This window comes from Pseudoalteromonas aliena (genome assembly GCF_038155085.1).
Classification (GTDB): Bacteria; Pseudomonadota; Gammaproteobacteria; order Enterobacterales; family Alteromonadaceae; genus Pseudoalteromonas; species Pseudoalteromonas aliena_A.
On record NZ_JBAKAU010000016.1, the window covers coordinates 22,692 to 39,557 of the forward strand.

Sequence of the window (16,866 nt, forward strand, 5' to 3'; positions counted from 1 at the left end):
TTTTTATATCATTTTTTAATTGATGGCCAAACAAACCCTGTTGTATCCGGCGCTTTAGAGGACGCTCCTCTCGGTGCAACTTTTGGTCTACGAATAGGTTTATTATTTATAGTGTGAATATAAAGAGCTTCCACTTTATCGCGAGCCCAAGGTGTTTTACGCAAAAACTTTAAACTCGATTTAATGCTCGGTTGATCAGTAAAACACTTAATTTTTACTTGCTCGCCAAGTGTTCGCCAGCCAAGTCGCTGTTCTAACTCAACAAGTATTTGTTCTAACGTTACCCCATGTAAAGGGTTTTTAGGTTGATTATCCATAGCCATACTACTTATTTAAACTGCGCATATTGTAGCTCAAATCAGCTTTTAGCGCTAATTGACGGTAATTTTTTTTGGTTTAGTAGGATAAATGGCGTTACCTTGTTTATCTATTTTAAGCCAAATGAGTTGGCTGTTATTGTACTGTGGCGTTTTAGCACCACATAAGAGTGTAAAAGAGTGGATTTGTATTAATGCACCTTCGCTATAGCGTTTATTATCGTACCAGCAACTAGGTTCTGCATTTACAAACTGGTTTGCATCAATAATTGAGTGGGTTTTAACTGTTGTTGCTTTACTTAGTATTGAGTAGGATAAGCTGCTAAAACAAAAACATAGAATTAAAAAGTTGCGCATTAGAGACCTTTAAATAGGTAGGGTTAAAAATAATACATTAAGCTAAAAAACGTGCTAGTGTAAAGTACACAAAGTGATTTTTATTATAAACTTAATCATACACAGAACAATAAAAGGTACACACAATGCAATTTAATCAAACAATGATCGAAGAATTCACACTATTAGCAAAGTTCCCTCGCGACAGTAAAATGCAGGGTATTAAATTACACTCAGACGCAGAGCCAAGCATACTTAGTGCAGCACAGCGTTTATTTGAGAAAGGGATTATAGATAGCCCAGATGGCGGATATTTAACCGATCTGGGCTTAGATTTAATTGAGCACGTGGCGGTCATTCATAGTGCGCTACAAAGTTAATCTAAATTAGCTTAATTTGCATCGGGTTGATTTTGCGGTGCAGCATCATTAAATGCAGCTAATTTATTACAGTGTTGGTAAATAGCTGCAACTTTTGGATAAGCGCTCATATCTACGTTAAAACGAATTGCATTAAATACTTGAGGCACTAAACAAATGTCAGCAAGTGTTGGCTGGTTACCAAAACAGTAGTCATCATTTTCGTTCAGCATCAGTTCTATTTTTTCAAAACCAACTTCTATCCAATGTCGATACCATTTATTTTTAGCCTCGTCATCAAGACCTAATTCATTTGATAAATACTTCAGCACCCGTAAATTATTAACAGGATGAATATCGCAAGCAATGGCAAAGCTTAAATTTCTTATTTGCGACTTTTGCCACGCAGTTCCCGTAATTAATGGCGATTGCGGATAAGTTTCATCTAGCCACTCCAGTATTGCAAGCGATTGTGCTAAAACACCATCATCGGTTTCAAGTGCCGGTAGTAACCCTTGTGGATTAGTCGCTAAGTATTCTTCCCCAAGTTGCTCCGATTTTAAAAGGTTAACAATAGCAAGTTCATGATCGATTGCTTTTAAGTTAAGCGCTATACGCACTCTATAAGCCGCTGATGAGCGAAAGTAGCTGTATAATTTCATAATTAATCCTGTGAACCTGTAAATTGTTTTTTAATAGTACGCCAGCAATCAGTGTAATTTTGTTGGCGCTCTTTACCTTCTAATGCATATTTTGTCGGTGAAATTATATAGCGCGACTCAAACATAAAGGCCAACGTGCTTTCGTATTTTTGTGGTGTAAGCTCAGCGTTTGAGGCTTTTTCAAATACGTCGGCTTCAGGTCCATGTGGCGACATACAATTGTGTAAACTTGCGCCACCAGGTACGAACCCATGCTCTTTTGCATCATATACACCTTCAATCAAGCCCATAAACTCACTCATGATATTGCGGTGATAATACGGCGGGCGGAATGTATTTTCGGCTACCATCCAACGTGGTGGAAATATCACAAAATCGACATTTGCCATACCCTCAGTAGCAGAAGGAGAGGTTAGTACGGTAAATATAGAAGGGTCGGGGTGATCAAAGCTCACTGTATTCATCACATTAAAACGCGATAAGTCGTATTTATAGGGCGCACTATTACCCGTCCATGCAACCACATCAAAAGGAGAATGCTTAATTCCACAGCTAAATAAATTGCCGTTGAATTTAGAGACAAGCTCAAAGTCACCCTCTTTATCTTCAAAGGCCGCTACAGGGTATTGAAAGTCTCTGTCATTGGCATAACCGTTGGCACCAACAGGTCCTCGCTCTGTAAGCTCTAGCGCATGACCATAATTTTCACAAATATAACCACGGGCTGTACCGTCAATTAAATCCACAGAGAACTTAATTCCTCTGGGAATCACAGCAATTTCACCTGATTTAATGCTTAGCTTACCGCACTCGGTGTGAATTAATAACTCACCTTGCTGAGGTACAAACAACATTTCGCCATCGGCATTACAAAAGTAACGTCCTTTCATTGACTGATTAGCGACATATACATGAATGCCAATACCTGATTGCCCATTGGCACTGCCATTAGCTGCCATAGTTACCAACCCATCAATAAAATCTGTGGGCTTTGCTGGAATATCAATAGGATTCCAGCGTAGCATTGTTGGTGGTGTTACGGCTTCAGTGATTGGGGCTGTCCTTATTAGGGCGTTATTAATTGCTTGGTAATCACCTTGTACTACAGACGGACGAAGGCGGTAAAACCAAGTGCGACGATTTGAAGCGCGAGGAGCCGTAAATGCAGTAGAACTAAATTGCTCGGTGTATAAATCGTATTTAACCTTTTGTGGGCTAAATTGTCCTATTGGCAATGCATCAGGTAGCGCTTGTGTTTCAAATTCATTACCAAAACCTGTCATATAACTTAATTGTGTCGCCATTACTGACTCCTGTGAGAGGGGGGGCGGTTTAATATTATTATTATTTCAGTTAAGATACTCTCAAGTGAGACTAATATCAAATGTGCAACTACGCACCTGTGTAAATATTAATGAACACCAAAGTAAGCCTTATAAAGCTGGGATAACCAAAAATGAAAATTGATTTAGCAACGTTCTTACCTTATCAATTAACGAATGTAGCAACACGTGTAAGTAATGACTTTGCCGAGGTGTATCAAACTAAATACGGTTTAAATATTCCCCAGTGGCGAATACTTGCTAACTTAGCGCAATATGGTCAAAGCAACGCAAAGGATTTATGCACGCAAGCAAATATGGACAAGTCGACTGTTTCACGCGCGGTAAAAGTATTAATTGATAAAGGTTTAGTGAGAAGTGAGCTAAATAAGCAAGACAAACGCGCAGCATTACTTGTGCTGAGCAAAGCAGGTCAAAGCTTATATGAGCAAATAGCACCCGATGCGCTGAGTTGGGAAAAACAATTACTGAGGACTTTAACCAACGAAGAATACGAAGTGTTAGTGAGTATTTTTGAAAAGTTAAATAATAAATTAAAGGCATAAAAAAGCCCACCAAAGTGGGCTTTTAAATGTTGTTTTAGGTTACAGTTCTAAATTAGAAAGTGTAACGAACACCTACACGCATTTGCCATAAAGACGCATCAGATTGCACTGATGTATTTGCGTTGTTTTCGTTAAAGTCAGAGTAAACGTAACGGCCTTGATCATCAATTGATGTCGAAATCATGCGAGCGCCAACGAAAGGACCTTTTTTAAGTACGCCCCAATCATCGTTTAATAGGTTAGTTAAGTTATCAATTACGAAGAATGCTTCACCTTTATGACCTTCCATAAAGCCAGGTAATTCTTGAGTAACTTTAAAGTTAAATTTAACAAACCAATCTGAGTTTTCAGCATTACGACTAGTGATTTCACCACGCTCTAAACCGTTAGAAGCAATAAAGTCGTTAAACGCGTTAATTTCGTCTGCACTCATGTCATAAACAACGTTGGGATCGTTTTCAAGTGGTACATAAAGTAACTGACGAGAATCATTTGAATTAATATCACCGAATGTATCTTCGTCGCTGCCATCAAATGTGAAGCTGTATGGTAAGCCTTTATATGCTTCACCGTAAAGGTTAAAGCGAGTAGCAAAACCATCTACAAACTCATGTGAGTAGCCAAGCGTCATAGTAAAACGATGCGGAATTTCGTAATCTGATGATGCAACACCTGGATTATTTGGATCAGTCAGTGCAATATTACCGTAGTTAGAACTTGCTGTAGAGCTAGTCATCGGGTTGACATCGTCTGAATCTGTGTACGCGTAACCAAAGTTTACGCTAACACCATTGTCAAACATTTTGCTAACAGCTAATGAGATAACTGAAGAGTCGCCGCTATCACCACTTACATTCGTAAGTAAAAGATCGCCATTACGTCCATCAATTTCTTCATAAATTGGGCGACCATCAAATGTGCTCACACCGCTATTTTGAATTGAGATATCACGAAGTATTGCAGCATCTTTCTTCTTAGAATATAGGTAATCAAGTGAAATAACATACTCGTTTTCAGTTGTGTATGTTGCACCAATTGAGTATTTCCACTCTGAAGGAATTTCAAAATTAGGATCTACAGCATTAACTGTACCATCACCAGAGCCTATTTCTGTGTTACCAATAATGTCGAATAGTTCTTGTGGAACTTCAAAACCAGGAGTGCCGCCATTTACATTTGGCGTACTAAATAAATCGATAGTTTCTGAATCCGAATCATAATTGCTTAGTTGATTCTCTCTTGTGGCAATTTGCGTAAAACCGTCATTTGAGTAAGAGTTAGAAAGCCATACATTAGGATTACCACCAGAGAATAAGCCTACGCCAGCACGTACCTCAAGTTCATCTGTTGCATACCACTGAAAACCAACGCGTGGTTGTAGTAAGTCAATACCATCAAATGTAGCTTGGTTGCTAAAACCATATCGACTAGCGAAGTTTGCATTAGCGTTTGGTACATCGTCACTTGTGTACTTATCGTAACGTAAACCAAACTGAATAGTTGCATCTAAATCAGTAAATGCATACTCATCTTGTACATAGAACGTGTGTTGAGCATACTCAAAGCTAGCACCTGAATCAGTTGGATCGTTTGTTCCTATTGAGTTGTTATAGTAGATACGGTCAGCTATCCCCGATTCAAACTCATCAATAGAGCCAATGCGATATTCACCTTCAGTATGCTGTACGAATAAATTGAAAATACTCAAATTTTCATATTCATAACCAGCCGTGAAAGTGTGTTGATCTAAGTAGTAAGTACCGGCCACTTTAAATGTAGTCGTATCGTAATCTAAATCGTTTGATTGACGAGAGTCATCTGGACCAATGTAAACTGTACCGCCATTAGCGGTACGAATTTGCATCTCACCAAAGCTACTTGCAGCATCTAGTGATTGAGAAGTCTTATCAACTTCAGATTTACCAAAGCGTATTTCAGTAGAGAAGTCATCTGACCAATCTGAGTAAACAGAACCGATAATTGATGTGAACTCTACACTATCGCTATAAAAGTGATTAGATAGCGATACAGTGTTAGAGCCCGTGTCAGACTGTGAAACAGTATTACCATCGTTGTAGTTATAGATTAAGTTTGCACGGTGATCTTCGTTGATGTTCCAATCTAGTTTAACTAAGATTTTTTCATCTTCAACAGGCATACTTGAAGGCATGCCGCCTACATCGTAACCATATACAGTTTGCGCGATACTTGTGATACGCGAGATATCATCAGCAGTTACACTGCCGCTGTTTAAACCGTCGTAGTTAAATTGTTGTACACCTTCAAGTTTTTCGTATGAAGTAAATAAGAATAGTTTATCTTCGATTAATGGTAGACCAACGTTAAAACCGTAACGTTTTTCGGTGTAATTACCGTTATCTACATCATCGCCTTCAATCTCGTCGCCTTTGAATGAATCACTTGTGAAGTCGTAGAAGATTCCACCGTGAACTTCATTGCCACCAGACTTAGTTACTGCGTTGATGTTACACGATGTAAAACCACCGTACTGAACGTCAAATGGTGCTAATTCGGCAGATACTTGCTCAATTGAATCAAAAGAAAAAGGTGCACGGATTGTCGGGTAACCATTTGAGCTTAAGCCGAAGTTATCGTTCATACGAACGCCATCTAGCGTTAAGCTGTTGAAACGAGGGTTACCGCCACCACAGTTAATTGAGCCACGGCTATCATCAATTGTAATACGCGGGTCAATACGGATGATATCTTTTAAATCACGGTTAATTGCAGGCGTATTTTCAAGATCAGTTAGCGTGAATGTAGACGCTGGACCAGTTCCACCCGACATAGAGCTGATTGGTGCACCTGTTACTACAATTTGTTCCATGCTTGATTGTGATTCAAGAGACACATTTACTGGATAATCATTACCGATGTTTAATATGATGTTATTAAATTCTTGATCTGCATACACATCAGAATCTACAACTACTTTATAAGGGCCACCAACACGTAAGCCTTTAGCAGTAAAGTAACCAGCGTCATTTACTTCAGTTGTTTTAACTGAGCCAGAAGGAACATGTAAAATTGTTACCTTAGTACCTGCAGCAGGATTACCGTTAGGGCCAGTTACTTGACCTTTAATAGCTGAGGTCGTTTCGTTAGCCATTGCTGCGCCACTCACACCAACACATGCTGCGATAGCAAGTGAAAGAGCTGTTTTGCGTAATTGAGTTTTCATTTAATTTTCCCGTGTAGTTATTAATTAAATTTTTATATTTTTATATTTTTATTTTAAATTTTGTAAAATAAACAGTTGAAGTTCATTTATTCAAAATCCGTTATTAGTGTACATCATTTATTCATTACAAATAAAATACAACTGCAATATATTTTTAATAAAGTGGACACTGTTTGTTTATTATTGAGTAATAGCTCTATATAAAGCTTATTTTATGAGGGCTTTATGACAAGCATATGAAACTGTTGTATATAAAATAAAAAAACCCATTACAAAATTGTAATGGGTTTTTTAATAATAACTTAGTAGGTTATAAATCTAGTATTCAAAACTTAGAACTTATAGCTGATACCAATTTTAGCCTGCCATGCAGAAGAGCTAGTAACGTACTGGCTGTAATTACGAACATCAGCACCATTAAATTTGCCATCAATTATATAACGGCCTTCATCATCTAACCCACCAAAGTCATAAACAGCTTGGTCAGAGAAACCTAAGCGTTTTTCAACACCCCAATCACTGTTTAGTAAATTTGCAAAGTTATCAACCATGAAGTAAACCTCACCACTGTGACCTTCAGCAAAACCAGGGATTTCTTGCTTAATGCTAACATCCATAGTAGTTACCCAAGGTTGAGTTCCTGAGTTACGACCTAAAATTTCACCACGTTCAGAAATACCAGCACGATTTAGAAGGGTTTCTAATTCATTCCAAGATAAACCTGACTCATCCCAATTTACATTTGGATCATCAGCACCAGTTGGAATATAAGCTAAATAAGCAGAGCTTGAGTAAAAGTCACGTGTATCGCCTAAGTCACCGTCGCTAAACATACCCATAGTGTAGCTAAATGGACGGCCAGAACGGCGCTCAAAATACACATTAAACTTAGTTGCATAGCCACTGAAAAATTCAGTGTTATACGCTAGATTTACTTTAAAGCTGTGTTCTACTTCGTATGAACCACGATCCGCAAAATCTTCATTACGGTTACGTGTAATGTTGTACTGGTAGTTACTTTGAGCACGAGAAGATGACCCCGATGAAGCCTCAGTTACGTCTTGATGTGCATAACTTGCAGAAACATACAGGCCATTTTCAAATTCTTTTGCAATGCCGGTAGAGATAATAATTGAACGTCCGTCATCAGATGAGTTAGTCATTGCAATATCAAAGTTATCAGCTAGGTCGCCAGTATAAATACTTTCGTTAATTACACGCTCACCATCAGCAGCTAAGCCAATTGGTTGAATAGCAGTATTATGCCATACAGCTTCGTTTTCTTTTTTATGGTAAGCAATTTCAGCCTGCCATTTAAAGCCTTCGCCAAGTAGTTCCGAGTCAAACTCGTATTCAAAACCAACTTGAGCTCGAATACTTGATGGAAGCTCAAAATCAGGATCTACATAGTTTGTGCTACCGGCACCTTGAACTAACGTATTTTTAATAGCGTCAGGTACTTGCGTAATATCGGCTTGGTTGTTGGCGTAATAATCATTAATAGCACTTTGAGGTGCTTCAACAAATGTAATACCGTCATTTTGGAAAGAGTTATTGTACCAAACGTTTGGAATACCACCTTGGAATCGACCTATACCACCATTAATGGTTAATGCTTCAGTTGCATAATATTTAAAGCCAATACGCGGTAAAATTATGTCTAAACCATCAAGATTTTCTTGATTGCTAAAGCCGTAAGTATTTAAAAAGCTTTCGTTTAAAGTTGGTTTATTATCTGATGATAAACGCTCATAACGAACGCCAGCGGTTACTTCTAAATCGTCACCAACATAAAAAGTATCTTCAATATAAAGTGCTAACTGGTTACGTGTTGCATCGTATGCAGTGTCATTTGGGTTGTTTGTGTACGCATTACTGTAAGAAAAGTCGTATGTATCTCTAAAGTTACCCACTTCACGGTTTGCAAAACCTTCGAAGTCATCAAATTCCCAAGAACCCAATGAGTTAGATGCAAATAAGTTATATAAATTTAGTGACTCATACTGCATACCAAAGTTAATTTCGTGGTCATCCATTAAGTAGGTTGCATCGAAAGTAAGTGTTAGGTTTTCAGTCGATGAGCTATTCGCATGACGAAATTCATCTGTACCAAATTCGAAAGCAGGACCACGGAAGTATTCTTCAACTTTCACAAAACCGATATCAGAGTTAGTTAAGCTTCTTGACGATACATCTTTATAAGCAATGCCAATTTCAGTAGAGAAGTTTTCATTCCAATCTGAATATAACTTAGTCGCAAAATTATTAAATTTAGTAGCATAAGTATAACGGCTTGAAGCTAAGCTTACTGTGCTTCCACCAGTACCAACGTTAGTTTCGTCTTTATCATCTTGCCATTGGTAAGTAAAATCTAAACGGTGGTCATCATTAATATTCCAACTTAATTTAACAAGTAATGATTCGTTTGTATCTTTAGGGTCACCACCTAGAGAATCGGTTAATCCGTATTCATTGCTTAAAATATTTAGAAAGTTATTGTAACTATCTTCCGTTACATCGTATTCATTTGTAGCGCCTGAGCCTTCAAAACCGTAATCTAAATCAAGTTCACTTGTCCATTTGTTGTAGTTAACAAAGTAAAACAAAGTATCGTCGATTAATGGGCCGCCAACATTAAACCCATAACGTTTCTCAGTTTGAATTGGTTCTACTTGATCAACAACGTATGTGCGGTGTCCATCTTCATCTAAAACTGGGCTACCATCAGCATATACTTGAGAAATACTATCTACATCACCTGCAATATCTGGTGTAGAGGTTTCATAAAAGCCTGAAAATTTAAACTCATTTGTACCAGACTTTGTAACAGCATTAATAGTACCGCCACCAAAGTTACCTTTAGAGGCTGAGAACGGAGACACATCTACAGAGATTTGCTCAATTGCATCAAGTGCTACAGGAGGTTGCGAAGTAGGGTAGCCACCGTAACTTAAACCAAAGTCATCATTTTGACCAATACCATCAACAGTTAAGCCGTTTGAGCGAGGGTTACTACCTGCAAACGTTAGTTCACCATTACCATTAATGCTGGCTAGTGGATTTAAACGCGCAATGTCTTTAATATCACGGTTAAAGCTTGGCATGTTCTCAATAGTATCAGAACCAAAAGTGCTACTAGAGCCACCTGATTGTTGAACTATTTTATAGCCAGAAACTTCAATCTTTTCTATGTTTAATGGTGATAACTGCGAACTTAGACGGTATGTTTCACCAAGGTTTAGATAGATGTTTTCAACTGTAGTGTCATTGAACTTATCAGAATCAATGATAACCATGTAAGGACCACCTACACGTAAACCGTTAGCGATAAAGGTACCACTTTCGTTTGTAGTTAGTTCACTAATAGTTCCCGTAGGTTGGTGAACAACTTTAATTTTTACATTTGCAGCACTGCCACCTGAAGGTGTAGTGATTTTACCGCGCATTGCTGATGAAGTATCAGCAGCCATTGCGCTAGTTGAAACACCTAGAGCTAAAATTACTGCTCCAGTTAATTTCGAAAGGCGAAGCTTAGTCATAATGTTGATTTCCCGTGTTATTAATATCAAATTATATTTTTAAATGTACCTATTAAAGAACTCATTAGTAGCCCTTTACAAGCTTTACAGTATTTAAATTGTATATTATTTTTTAATCATATTTTTTTGATTTTACTTTCTCAGTGTTACATTAAGATGAAACACATCTAGTTAATTTTTTTCGTTTTTAAAAGCTAAAGCCGTTTCTAACTCTTTTGCAGAAGGGTCAAACAGTGCGTTTAATAACCCAGCTAAACGAATACCCGCTTGTTGAAGACGTGTTTTCACAATAGGGGTGTTGTTATATATATAGCTGTAGCCAATTTCGTCATTGGTATATTTATAAATCTTTGTCGCTAAGTTATGAGACTCTTCAACCCACGTTTTAGGTGAGCTTTGTAAATACTCAGCAATTAACTCGCTATTATTTGTATCAATAAATTGTGCGTACTCAGTAAATGACAAGTTCTCGTTCTCAACTAACTTTGTATCCCAAAGGCTATGAAGGTTTGTTTCTTCGTTAAAAAATGAAACCTTAATACGGTTTCCACCTCTGTCTTCACTTCTACCTGCATGAAATGGTTGATGGCTGTCGCCTACCAAATGTACCAAAAACCGCAAACTGAACTGTTTAGCGTCTAAGGTACTATTTTTATCGGTGAGAGTTTGCATCGAATAGTGAATGCCTTCAAGGATATTGCTTACAGATTCCTTGTTTTTAGTATGTTCGTGATTGATGCTGAAAGATTTGCCCGGTGCTGCATTAATATAATGCCAACGAGAAGATTTTTTTTGCCAAAACTCGCCAGGGGCTGAGCGCATTTCATCAGGCCAAGTAGATACTTGTGCAAGTGATTCACCATCAAGGTATGGCTGTATTGCTGCTTTAGTGGTTTCTGTTATATGGAATTCAGCAATTTCTCCAACTATACGATGACCATTTTGACCCCAAGCATATGAATTACTGCTTGTGAAAATTGCACTAATGAACAGTGCTGAAAAAACCGAGTATTTTATATCGCTATTCATTAAAATTTCCTAAATGTTTATTTTAATTTGCTGCTACATCTAATGCGGTCAATTGTCCTTATTTTTCCACTCAAAAGGAAGGACTCAATAACATTCATACTTTCTTATTGCTATCCCTTTTTAATCAACAAGTTACTTTGAACAAGTAAAATTACCTATTGTAATAAGTAAGTAAAATTGTTCAAATACAGAGATAGTTTATTTTTAGATGATTTTATTTTGAATTTAAAAAGTATTATGTTGCAAAATAGTTCAATTGTTGCATTTTTGTTTCTGTTGGTGGTTGTCACGTGGATCTGTGGTCAATTAATTGTAGATAACAAGGATTTACACTTTCCAATAATGATTAAAACTTCAACAACATGTCAAACATCGGCAATAAGTAATAAAAGTGCTCTTATAATCTTTACACCATCAAAAAAAACAGCCAAATTATTAACACAGAATTTGTGCAATGATAACGTAGTAGCTAAACAATATGGCTCAGTAATTGGTTATTGGGGTTACAGAACAGCCGATAGTGTAGAATTTGTAGGCAAAGGTATTGCGGACTTAATTTTGGCCAAAAATAATATCATGGCGGCTTTTAAGGCAGAGTCCACCTATAACTACCAGCCCGTTGTTGGTTTTTCTGACTACACGGCTTTTTTTATATCTTCTAAAGAAAAACCTCGAATTACTAAACAATACTTTCTAGATAAGCGCATAGGTCTGCTTGATTATCCAACAAGTAGGTCAGGGCATATTTTACCAAAGCAGACGTTTAAAGAGCTTGATATTAATTTAGCTAATTTAAAAATCACTTATGCTAGTTCTCATAATGAATTACGTGATTTACTTGCTAATGGTGAAGTTGATATTATTGCTTCATTCTGGAAACAAAGTGATGCAGAGCGTTTTTCAAAAAACTATATTACACCTTTAAGCAGTAATATTAGCGGGACACATTGGTATTTAAAAATGCAGCAGAACAATACCGATTTATTGTGTGCAGTTCAGTCCCACCTGCTCAATATGTCAAAAGATCAAACTTTACATTATTATCAAAAAGTGAAGCCTTATTGGGACTGCGGAGCTGGTTCGGCTAGTTTTATAGGAGAGTTAAAGGATGAGTAAACTCAAATTACCACTCATAGCTCTAGGTTTGTTTTTAATGTTATCAATTGTGCTTTATATATCGATTAATCAAAAAAATCAGCAAGCTTTAAAGCAAAAAATAACACAAATAGAAAAGCAAATAGCACTCGACTTACCTTTACTAGATCTTTCCAACGAGTTATTGAAACACTCTGGCAATAAAGATGCAGTTAATAGCTATATAAGTAAATTGAATGCTTATATAAATAGTAGCCGACTTAAAGTTATAGCTATTACACCCACGAATGAGTTAACTTTACCATTGAAGGCGGATGAGTTTAGTCATAGTCTAAATAGCAACAGTGGCCCAGTGGCTGTTGTTTTTAGTATAAAAAAGATATATTTGGACACGAAAAGTATAACGCTTCACTTTGTCTTGTTACTTATAAGTGTTTTGATGAGTTTTTGGGGTAAGTATGTTTTAACTAAACACTCTAATGTTCAGAGAATAGGCACTCATGAAACGCAGATTGTGGAAGTTTTACCACTTGTACTTATTATTGATCTTAATAATAAAACGCTTTCAAACAACTTTAACACTGATCAAAAAACGTGTTTAGCTAATAAACCACTGTGCTTTTATTTGGCACTTGTAGAGTATTGTACAAATAACGATGATGTAGCGCTTAGACATAATAAAGATGTACCAGAGGAACTTCTAGAGCTCGCTAATAAGTATTTTTATAGGTTGATTGAACTCGGCCATACGGTTAGAAAAAGACCTAATTTTAATAATAGCCTAGAAAAAACCTTGAGTGAAATACGTGCGGCGTTAGATGAAGTACTTAGTGAATATCCTGAAGAAAAAGAGCTATATTACCCACCTAAAGCCTATGGAGAAGGCTCTCGTTCTCGTTTGCATAGTTATGGGCTGGCAAATATTAAAAAAGGTAATATTGAAATAAGAGGAAAGTAACTAGATTACATTCCTCTTATTCTTAGAGGTTATTTAGGGGTAAATTCAGCCGCTTTAAGAGGACTATTTTTTGATATAAAGTCTTGAAGTGCTTTAGCATCTGTTTCGTCTGTACTTACAAAGCCCTTTTTATTTGTAAGCGCAGGATAACCATCACCGCCTGATGCGTTATAGCTATTTAGGCTCATTCTGTATGTTTTATTTTTATTAAGCGGTTTGCCATTGATAAAAACATTAACCAACTGATTATTTTTACGCTCAAACGCTATTTTATGGTATTGCAAATAAGCACCAGCATCCGGTGGGAAGCTCGTTACTGTATTTAAGTAATCCCATAAATCACTACCTTGCCAATCCATATAAGTAATACGATTTTTGAAAGGGTGTACTTTTAAAATATCTTTATAACTTACTTTACCTGCCTCTATTGAGCTGCGAATACCACCGCCACTTATTAATCCAAAGTCTGCATTTACTACATCCATTTGAGCTTGAATAATTACACGTGCAAGGTTTGTTTGTTGGTAACGAACTTTGTTTCTGTCGCCTTCTAAGCGTGCATCCACTTCACCAATGGTACCTTCAATTTGTTTAGCACCTTTAGCTTGGTATACCGCTAAATAAGATTCAAGTTTAGGGTCTGGTTTAATGTACTCGTTTGCTAATACTTCTTTAGTAGAGCCATCAGCTTGGACTTTATCTACATACAAATTAACTGGCATAAGTTTGTAGTCTAGTAACGTTAATTTTCCGTTTTCAAGTTTAAACTCAGCTTTACCAACATACTTACCCCATTCATGGGCTTGCATAATGTAAGTACCGTTTTGCTGGTCTGGTTTACAGGCAAGGCCAGGTTTAAAGTTGTCGTCATTTACATTTGTATCACTCATACACACAGGTTCTTGTGAGTGACCGCCAATGATCATATCTAGCGTGTTTGCAGGGAGTGAGCGAGCAAGCGTAACATCACCTGGTGCATTAATGCCGAAGCTAGCATCAACATAATGACCCATATGAGTCAGGGCGATTGTAATATCAGGGTTGTACTTAGCTTTTATTTCTTTAGCTAGTTTTGCGGTAACGTCAACAGGGTCTTTAAACTCTAAGTGCCCAATATACTGAGGATTACCAATTTTAGCTGTGTCGGTTGTTGTTAAGCCAATAACAGCAATAGTTAAGCCATTTTTTTTGAATATTTTATAGCTATCAAACGCATGTTCGCCTGATTCTTTTTCAAATATATTGGCTGATAAAAAAGGGAAATTCACCCATTTTTGCTGTTGCTTCAAAACATCAATAGGGTTGTCGAATTCATGATTACCCAATGCCATTGCATCGTAACCAATTAAAGACATGCCCTTAAAATCAGGTTCTGCTTTTTGTAAATCAGATTCAGGAATACCTGTATTGATGTCACCGCCAGAGAGAAGTAAAACGGCATGACCCTGCTTTTTAGCTTCATTACGTAAAGAGTCAACTAATGTTTTGCGAGCGGCCATACCGTATTCGCCTTTTTCGTTTTGCCAAAAACGGCCGTGATTATCATTAGTATGAAGAACAGTTAAATATTCAGTATGAGTACTGTTAGAAATGGATTGAGGAGCAGGAGATGTGCATCCAAGCACACTAAAAATAACCGAAAATAAAATAATTATACGCATAAAATACCTATGGATTAAGGCCTACTTAATTTATTGAGCGAGTAGTTTAAACTAGTTTAATCCTAAAAAAACGTACTTATTTACATTTTTATTTAGAAGGTGTTGTTAATTTTGTTGCGGCATGTTGGCGGCGCTTTAATTCTGCATCCGCGTATTCTCGCTTATTATGATTAGTACCTATCATCCAGGTAAGAAAACTTGCCGGTAGTTTTGTGTATGGTTCACCTTTGTGTAACCCAAAGTCGCAAATTGTATGTTCAGTGTATGGCATTGTCTGCTCCTGTTGTTTGTGTTCTTTTAAGGTAACAAATAAGTGGCCACACTTTTAAGATGATTTAATTTTAAATAGTTAAATTTATATAGTAAAAAAGAATATAAATAACGGTATATGTAATTAATTTGTTATCAATGCGGTCTTAATTGTATCAACTCACATTTTAGAATCGATTTTAGTCGCCGATAGGATTAATGTGTTAACGCAATAACTCATTGTTTAAAAAATAACAACAGGAATGAAATATGAAAAAACTTTTACTTGGCTCAGCACTTGCTGCAGCAAGTTTTACAAGCACCGCTACTGTAGTTGAAATGAACACGAGCCAAGGTGTCATAGAGATTAATCTGTTTGATCAACAAACCCCGAAAACAGTCGCAAATTTTTTAAGTTACGTTCAAGACGATTCATATAACGAAACAGTAATTCACCGCTCTGTTAGTAACTTTGTTATTCAAGGTGGTGGTTTTACATTTTCTGATTCGCTAGATGCCATTACTACAAAGCCTGCTGTAGAAAATGAGCCCGTTTTTTCTAATGTTAAGGGTACCATTGCGATGGCTAAATTATCGGGTGATGCTAATAGCGCAACAAGTCAGTGGTTTTTTAATATTACAGATAATAGTGCAGCACTTGATACGCAAAACGGTGGCTTTACTGTATTTGGACAAATTACTGCAGCAAGCCAATCAACTTTAGATAAAATTGCAGCGTTAGTACACTGTGATGAAACACCAGTGGTTGATATTACTGCTGAGCAATGTGCAAGCACTGATGTAACAATTAGCAGTGCTAATTTAGTGACTATTCAAAATGTAGCGGTAATAGATGATGATCCTAATTCAGCAGCAGGCCTTACTGTTACTGAAAATACGCTAATTGATTCTGACACATCAACAGATTCGAGTAGCAGTTCTGGCGGCGGGTTAATTTGGCTTTTAAGTGCTTTTTTACTTGCGGTACCTCGTTTAAAACGTTCCTAATAATTAAAATTAACGGTAATGTGGATGGTGTAAACCAGCCGCCCACATTACTATTATTAAACTTTGCTGTTTAAAATAATACTCGCCAAACCATCGAAAGCCAAATTGTAAACACACAAATACACCCAAATAAAAACACTTTAAAACGTGCGCGTACGTTATTTTCACCTAAATGAATAACACTATGCACAATACGTGTTGCTACAAATAAACAGGCCAGTATAGCCACAAGTGTACTGGCGCTATTTAGTTGTAGTGCAAGTAAACATCCTGCGTAAAAAAGCACAGGTATTTCAAACTGATTCGAAAAGTTTCTATCTGCAACTCTAATAGTGTCGCCCGCCTTATCTAACTGCATTGTTTTAAAATCGCTTAAATCTAGTTGTTTGTTTTTAGCTGCGGCAAAGCGTCTTTTACCCATAATGAGCATGACAACCAGTGAAAGCGTAACTTGTGCAAACATGGCAAGTATGATGATTTTTTCCATTGTTTTTCCTTATTATTGTTTAGGGGTTGTGTATTTTTGATATTGAATGATTTTTAATCTCGCAATGTTGGCAGAC

15 protein-coding genes are annotated in these 16,866 nt (G+C 36.9%); 5 read left to right on the forward strand and 10 right to left on the reverse strand.

Annotated features, from left to right (window positions below):
• Positions 1–8 precede the first annotated feature (8 nt).
• Together V6260_RS14355 and V6260_RS14360 are read right to left on the reverse strand one after the other, a co-directional pair.
• On the reverse strand, positions 9–317 hold the full coding sequence (locus V6260_RS14355) for a VF530 family protein (protein ID WP_341594830.1): 309 nt from the start codon (positions 315–317) through the stop codon (positions 9–11).
• A 54-nt stretch (positions 318–371) separates the two neighbouring features.
• Entirely contained in the window at positions 372–674 is a 303-nt protein-coding gene (locus tag V6260_RS14360; protein ID WP_341594831.1) for a DUF1496 domain-containing protein, read from the reverse strand.
• Between the two features lie 125 nt (positions 675–799).
• Here V6260_RS14360 and V6260_RS14365 point away from each other — a divergent pair, with 125 nt between their 5' ends.
• On the forward strand, positions 800–1,033 hold the full coding sequence (locus V6260_RS14365) for a TIGR02647 family protein (protein ID WP_341594832.1): 234 nt from the start codon (positions 800–802) through the stop codon (positions 1,031–1,033).
• Positions 1,034–1,044: 11 nt separating this feature from the next.
• Here V6260_RS14365 and maiA read toward each other — a convergent pair whose 3' ends face one another.
• Positions 1,045–1,674 (reverse strand): maleylacetoacetate isomerase, encoded by a 630-nt coding sequence (gene maiA / locus V6260_RS14370; RefSeq protein ID WP_341594833.1) that lies wholly within the window; start codon positions 1,672–1,674, stop codon positions 1,045–1,047.
• 2 nt (positions 1,675–1,676) lie between these two features.
• On the reverse strand, positions 1,677–2,978 hold the full coding sequence (hmgA, locus tag V6260_RS14375) for a homogentisate 1,2-dioxygenase (protein ID WP_341594834.1): 1,302 nt from the start codon (positions 2,976–2,978) through the stop codon (positions 1,677–1,679).
• Between the two features lie 152 nt (positions 2,979–3,130).
• Between hmgA and V6260_RS14380 the strand changes: the two genes are divergently transcribed.
• Positions 3,131–3,562: a MarR family transcriptional regulator gene (locus V6260_RS14380; protein WP_341594835.1), complete on the forward strand. Its 432-nt coding sequence runs from the start codon at positions 3,131–3,133 to the stop codon at positions 3,560–3,562.
• Positions 3,563–3,614: 52 nt separating this feature from the next.
• Here V6260_RS14380 and V6260_RS14385 read toward each other — a convergent pair whose 3' ends face one another.
• The 3 genes from V6260_RS14385 to V6260_RS14395 form a co-directional block, all read right to left on the reverse strand.
• Positions 3,615–6,764, reverse strand: a complete 3,150-nt coding sequence (locus V6260_RS14385) for a TonB-dependent receptor (RefSeq protein ID WP_341594836.1) — start codon at positions 6,762–6,764, stop codon at positions 3,615–3,617.
• Positions 6,765–7,096: 332 nt separating this feature from the next.
• Complete coding sequence (locus V6260_RS14390) at positions 7,097–10,303, reverse strand: TonB-dependent receptor (protein WP_341594837.1); 3,207 nt, start codon at positions 10,301–10,303, stop codon at positions 7,097–7,099.
• Positions 10,304–10,474: 171 nt separating this feature from the next.
• Positions 10,475–11,332 (reverse strand): S1/P1 nuclease, encoded by an 858-nt coding sequence (locus V6260_RS14395; RefSeq protein ID WP_341594838.1) that lies wholly within the window; start codon positions 11,330–11,332, stop codon positions 10,475–10,477.
• 237 nt (positions 11,333–11,569) lie between these two features.
• On the opposite strand from V6260_RS14395, the gene V6260_RS14400 reads away from it, so the two are divergent.
• Both V6260_RS14400 and V6260_RS14405 read left to right on the forward strand, forming a co-directional pair.
• Entirely contained in the window at positions 11,570–12,448 is an 879-nt protein-coding gene (locus V6260_RS14400) for a hypothetical protein (protein WP_341594878.1), read from the forward strand.
• Positions 12,441–13,385, forward strand: coding sequence for a hypothetical protein (locus tag V6260_RS14405; RefSeq protein WP_341594839.1), 945 nt, complete (start codon positions 12,441–12,443; stop codon positions 13,383–13,385). The genes V6260_RS14400 and V6260_RS14405 overlap by 8 nt, the downstream gene beginning before the upstream one ends.
• A gap of 29 nt (positions 13,386–13,414) precedes the next feature.
• Here V6260_RS14405 and ushA read toward each other — a convergent pair whose 3' ends face one another.
• Complete coding sequence (gene ushA, locus V6260_RS14410; RefSeq protein WP_341594840.1) at positions 13,415–15,046, reverse strand: bifunctional UDP-sugar hydrolase/5'-nucleotidase UshA; 1,632 nt, start codon at positions 15,044–15,046, stop codon at positions 13,415–13,417.
• A gap of 88 nt (positions 15,047–15,134) precedes the next feature.
• Positions 15,135–15,317 carry a hypothetical protein gene (locus V6260_RS14415; protein WP_341594841.1) on the reverse strand — a complete coding sequence of 61 codons (183 nt, stop codon included), beginning with the start codon at positions 15,315–15,317 and terminating at the stop codon, positions 15,135–15,137.
• A gap of 248 nt (positions 15,318–15,565) precedes the next feature.
• On the opposite strand from V6260_RS14415, the gene V6260_RS14420 reads away from it, so the two are divergent.
• A complete protein-coding gene (locus tag V6260_RS14420) occupies positions 15,566–16,303 on the forward strand; it encodes a peptidylprolyl isomerase (protein WP_341594842.1) in 738 nt (245 codons plus the stop codon).
• A gap of 70 nt (positions 16,304–16,373) precedes the next feature.
• On the opposite strand, the gene V6260_RS14425 is transcribed toward V6260_RS14420, so the two are convergent.
• Positions 16,374–16,790, reverse strand: a complete 417-nt coding sequence (locus tag V6260_RS14425; protein WP_341594843.1) for an MAPEG family protein — start codon at positions 16,788–16,790, stop codon at positions 16,374–16,376.
• Positions 16,791–16,866: the final 76 nt, after the last annotated feature.

Coding starts and splice junctions, on each gene's coding strand:
- V6260_RS14365 (WP_341594832.1), top strand. CDS start 800: ATGCAATTTAATCAAACAATGATCGAAGAATTCACACTATTAGCAAAG.
- V6260_RS14400 (WP_341594878.1), top strand. CDS start 11,570: ATGTTGCAAAATAGTTCAATTGTTGCATTTTTGTTTCTGTTGGTGGTT.
- maiA (WP_341594833.1), bottom strand. CDS start 1,674: ATGAAATTATACAGCTACTTTCGCTCATCAGCGGCTTATAGAGTGCGT.
- V6260_RS14405 (WP_341594839.1), top strand. CDS start 12,441: ATGAGTAAACTCAAATTACCACTCATAGCTCTAGGTTTGTTTTTAATG.
- V6260_RS14390 (WP_341594837.1), bottom strand. CDS start 10,303: ATGACTAAGCTTCGCCTTTCGAAATTAACTGGAGCAGTAATTTTAGCT.
- V6260_RS14420 (WP_341594842.1), top strand. CDS start 15,566: ATGAAAAAACTTTTACTTGGCTCAGCACTTGCTGCAGCAAGTTTTACA.
- hmgA (WP_341594834.1), bottom strand. CDS start 2,978: ATGGCGACACAATTAAGTTATATGACAGGTTTTGGTAATGAATTTGAA.
- ushA (WP_341594840.1), bottom strand. CDS start 15,046: ATGCGTATAATTATTTTATTTTCGGTTATTTTTAGTGTGCTTGGATGC.
- V6260_RS14385 (WP_341594836.1), bottom strand. CDS start 6,764: ATGAAAACTCAATTACGCAAAACAGCTCTTTCACTTGCTATCGCAGCA.
- V6260_RS14360 (WP_341594831.1), bottom strand. CDS start 674: ATGCGCAACTTTTTAATTCTATGTTTTTGTTTTAGCAGCTTATCCTAC.
- V6260_RS14355 (WP_341594830.1), bottom strand. CDS start 317: ATGGATAATCAACCTAAAAACCCTTTACATGGGGTAACGTTAGAACAA.
- V6260_RS14415 (WP_341594841.1), bottom strand. CDS start 15,317: ATGCCATACACTGAACATACAATTTGCGACTTTGGGTTACACAAAGGT.
- V6260_RS14425 (WP_341594843.1), bottom strand. CDS start 16,790: ATGGAAAAAATCATCATACTTGCCATGTTTGCACAAGTTACGCTTTCA.
- V6260_RS14395 (WP_341594838.1), bottom strand. CDS start 11,332: ATGAATAGCGATATAAAATACTCGGTTTTTTCAGCACTGTTCATTAGT.
- V6260_RS14380 (WP_341594835.1), top strand. CDS start 3,131: ATGAAAATTGATTTAGCAACGTTCTTACCTTATCAATTAACGAATGTA.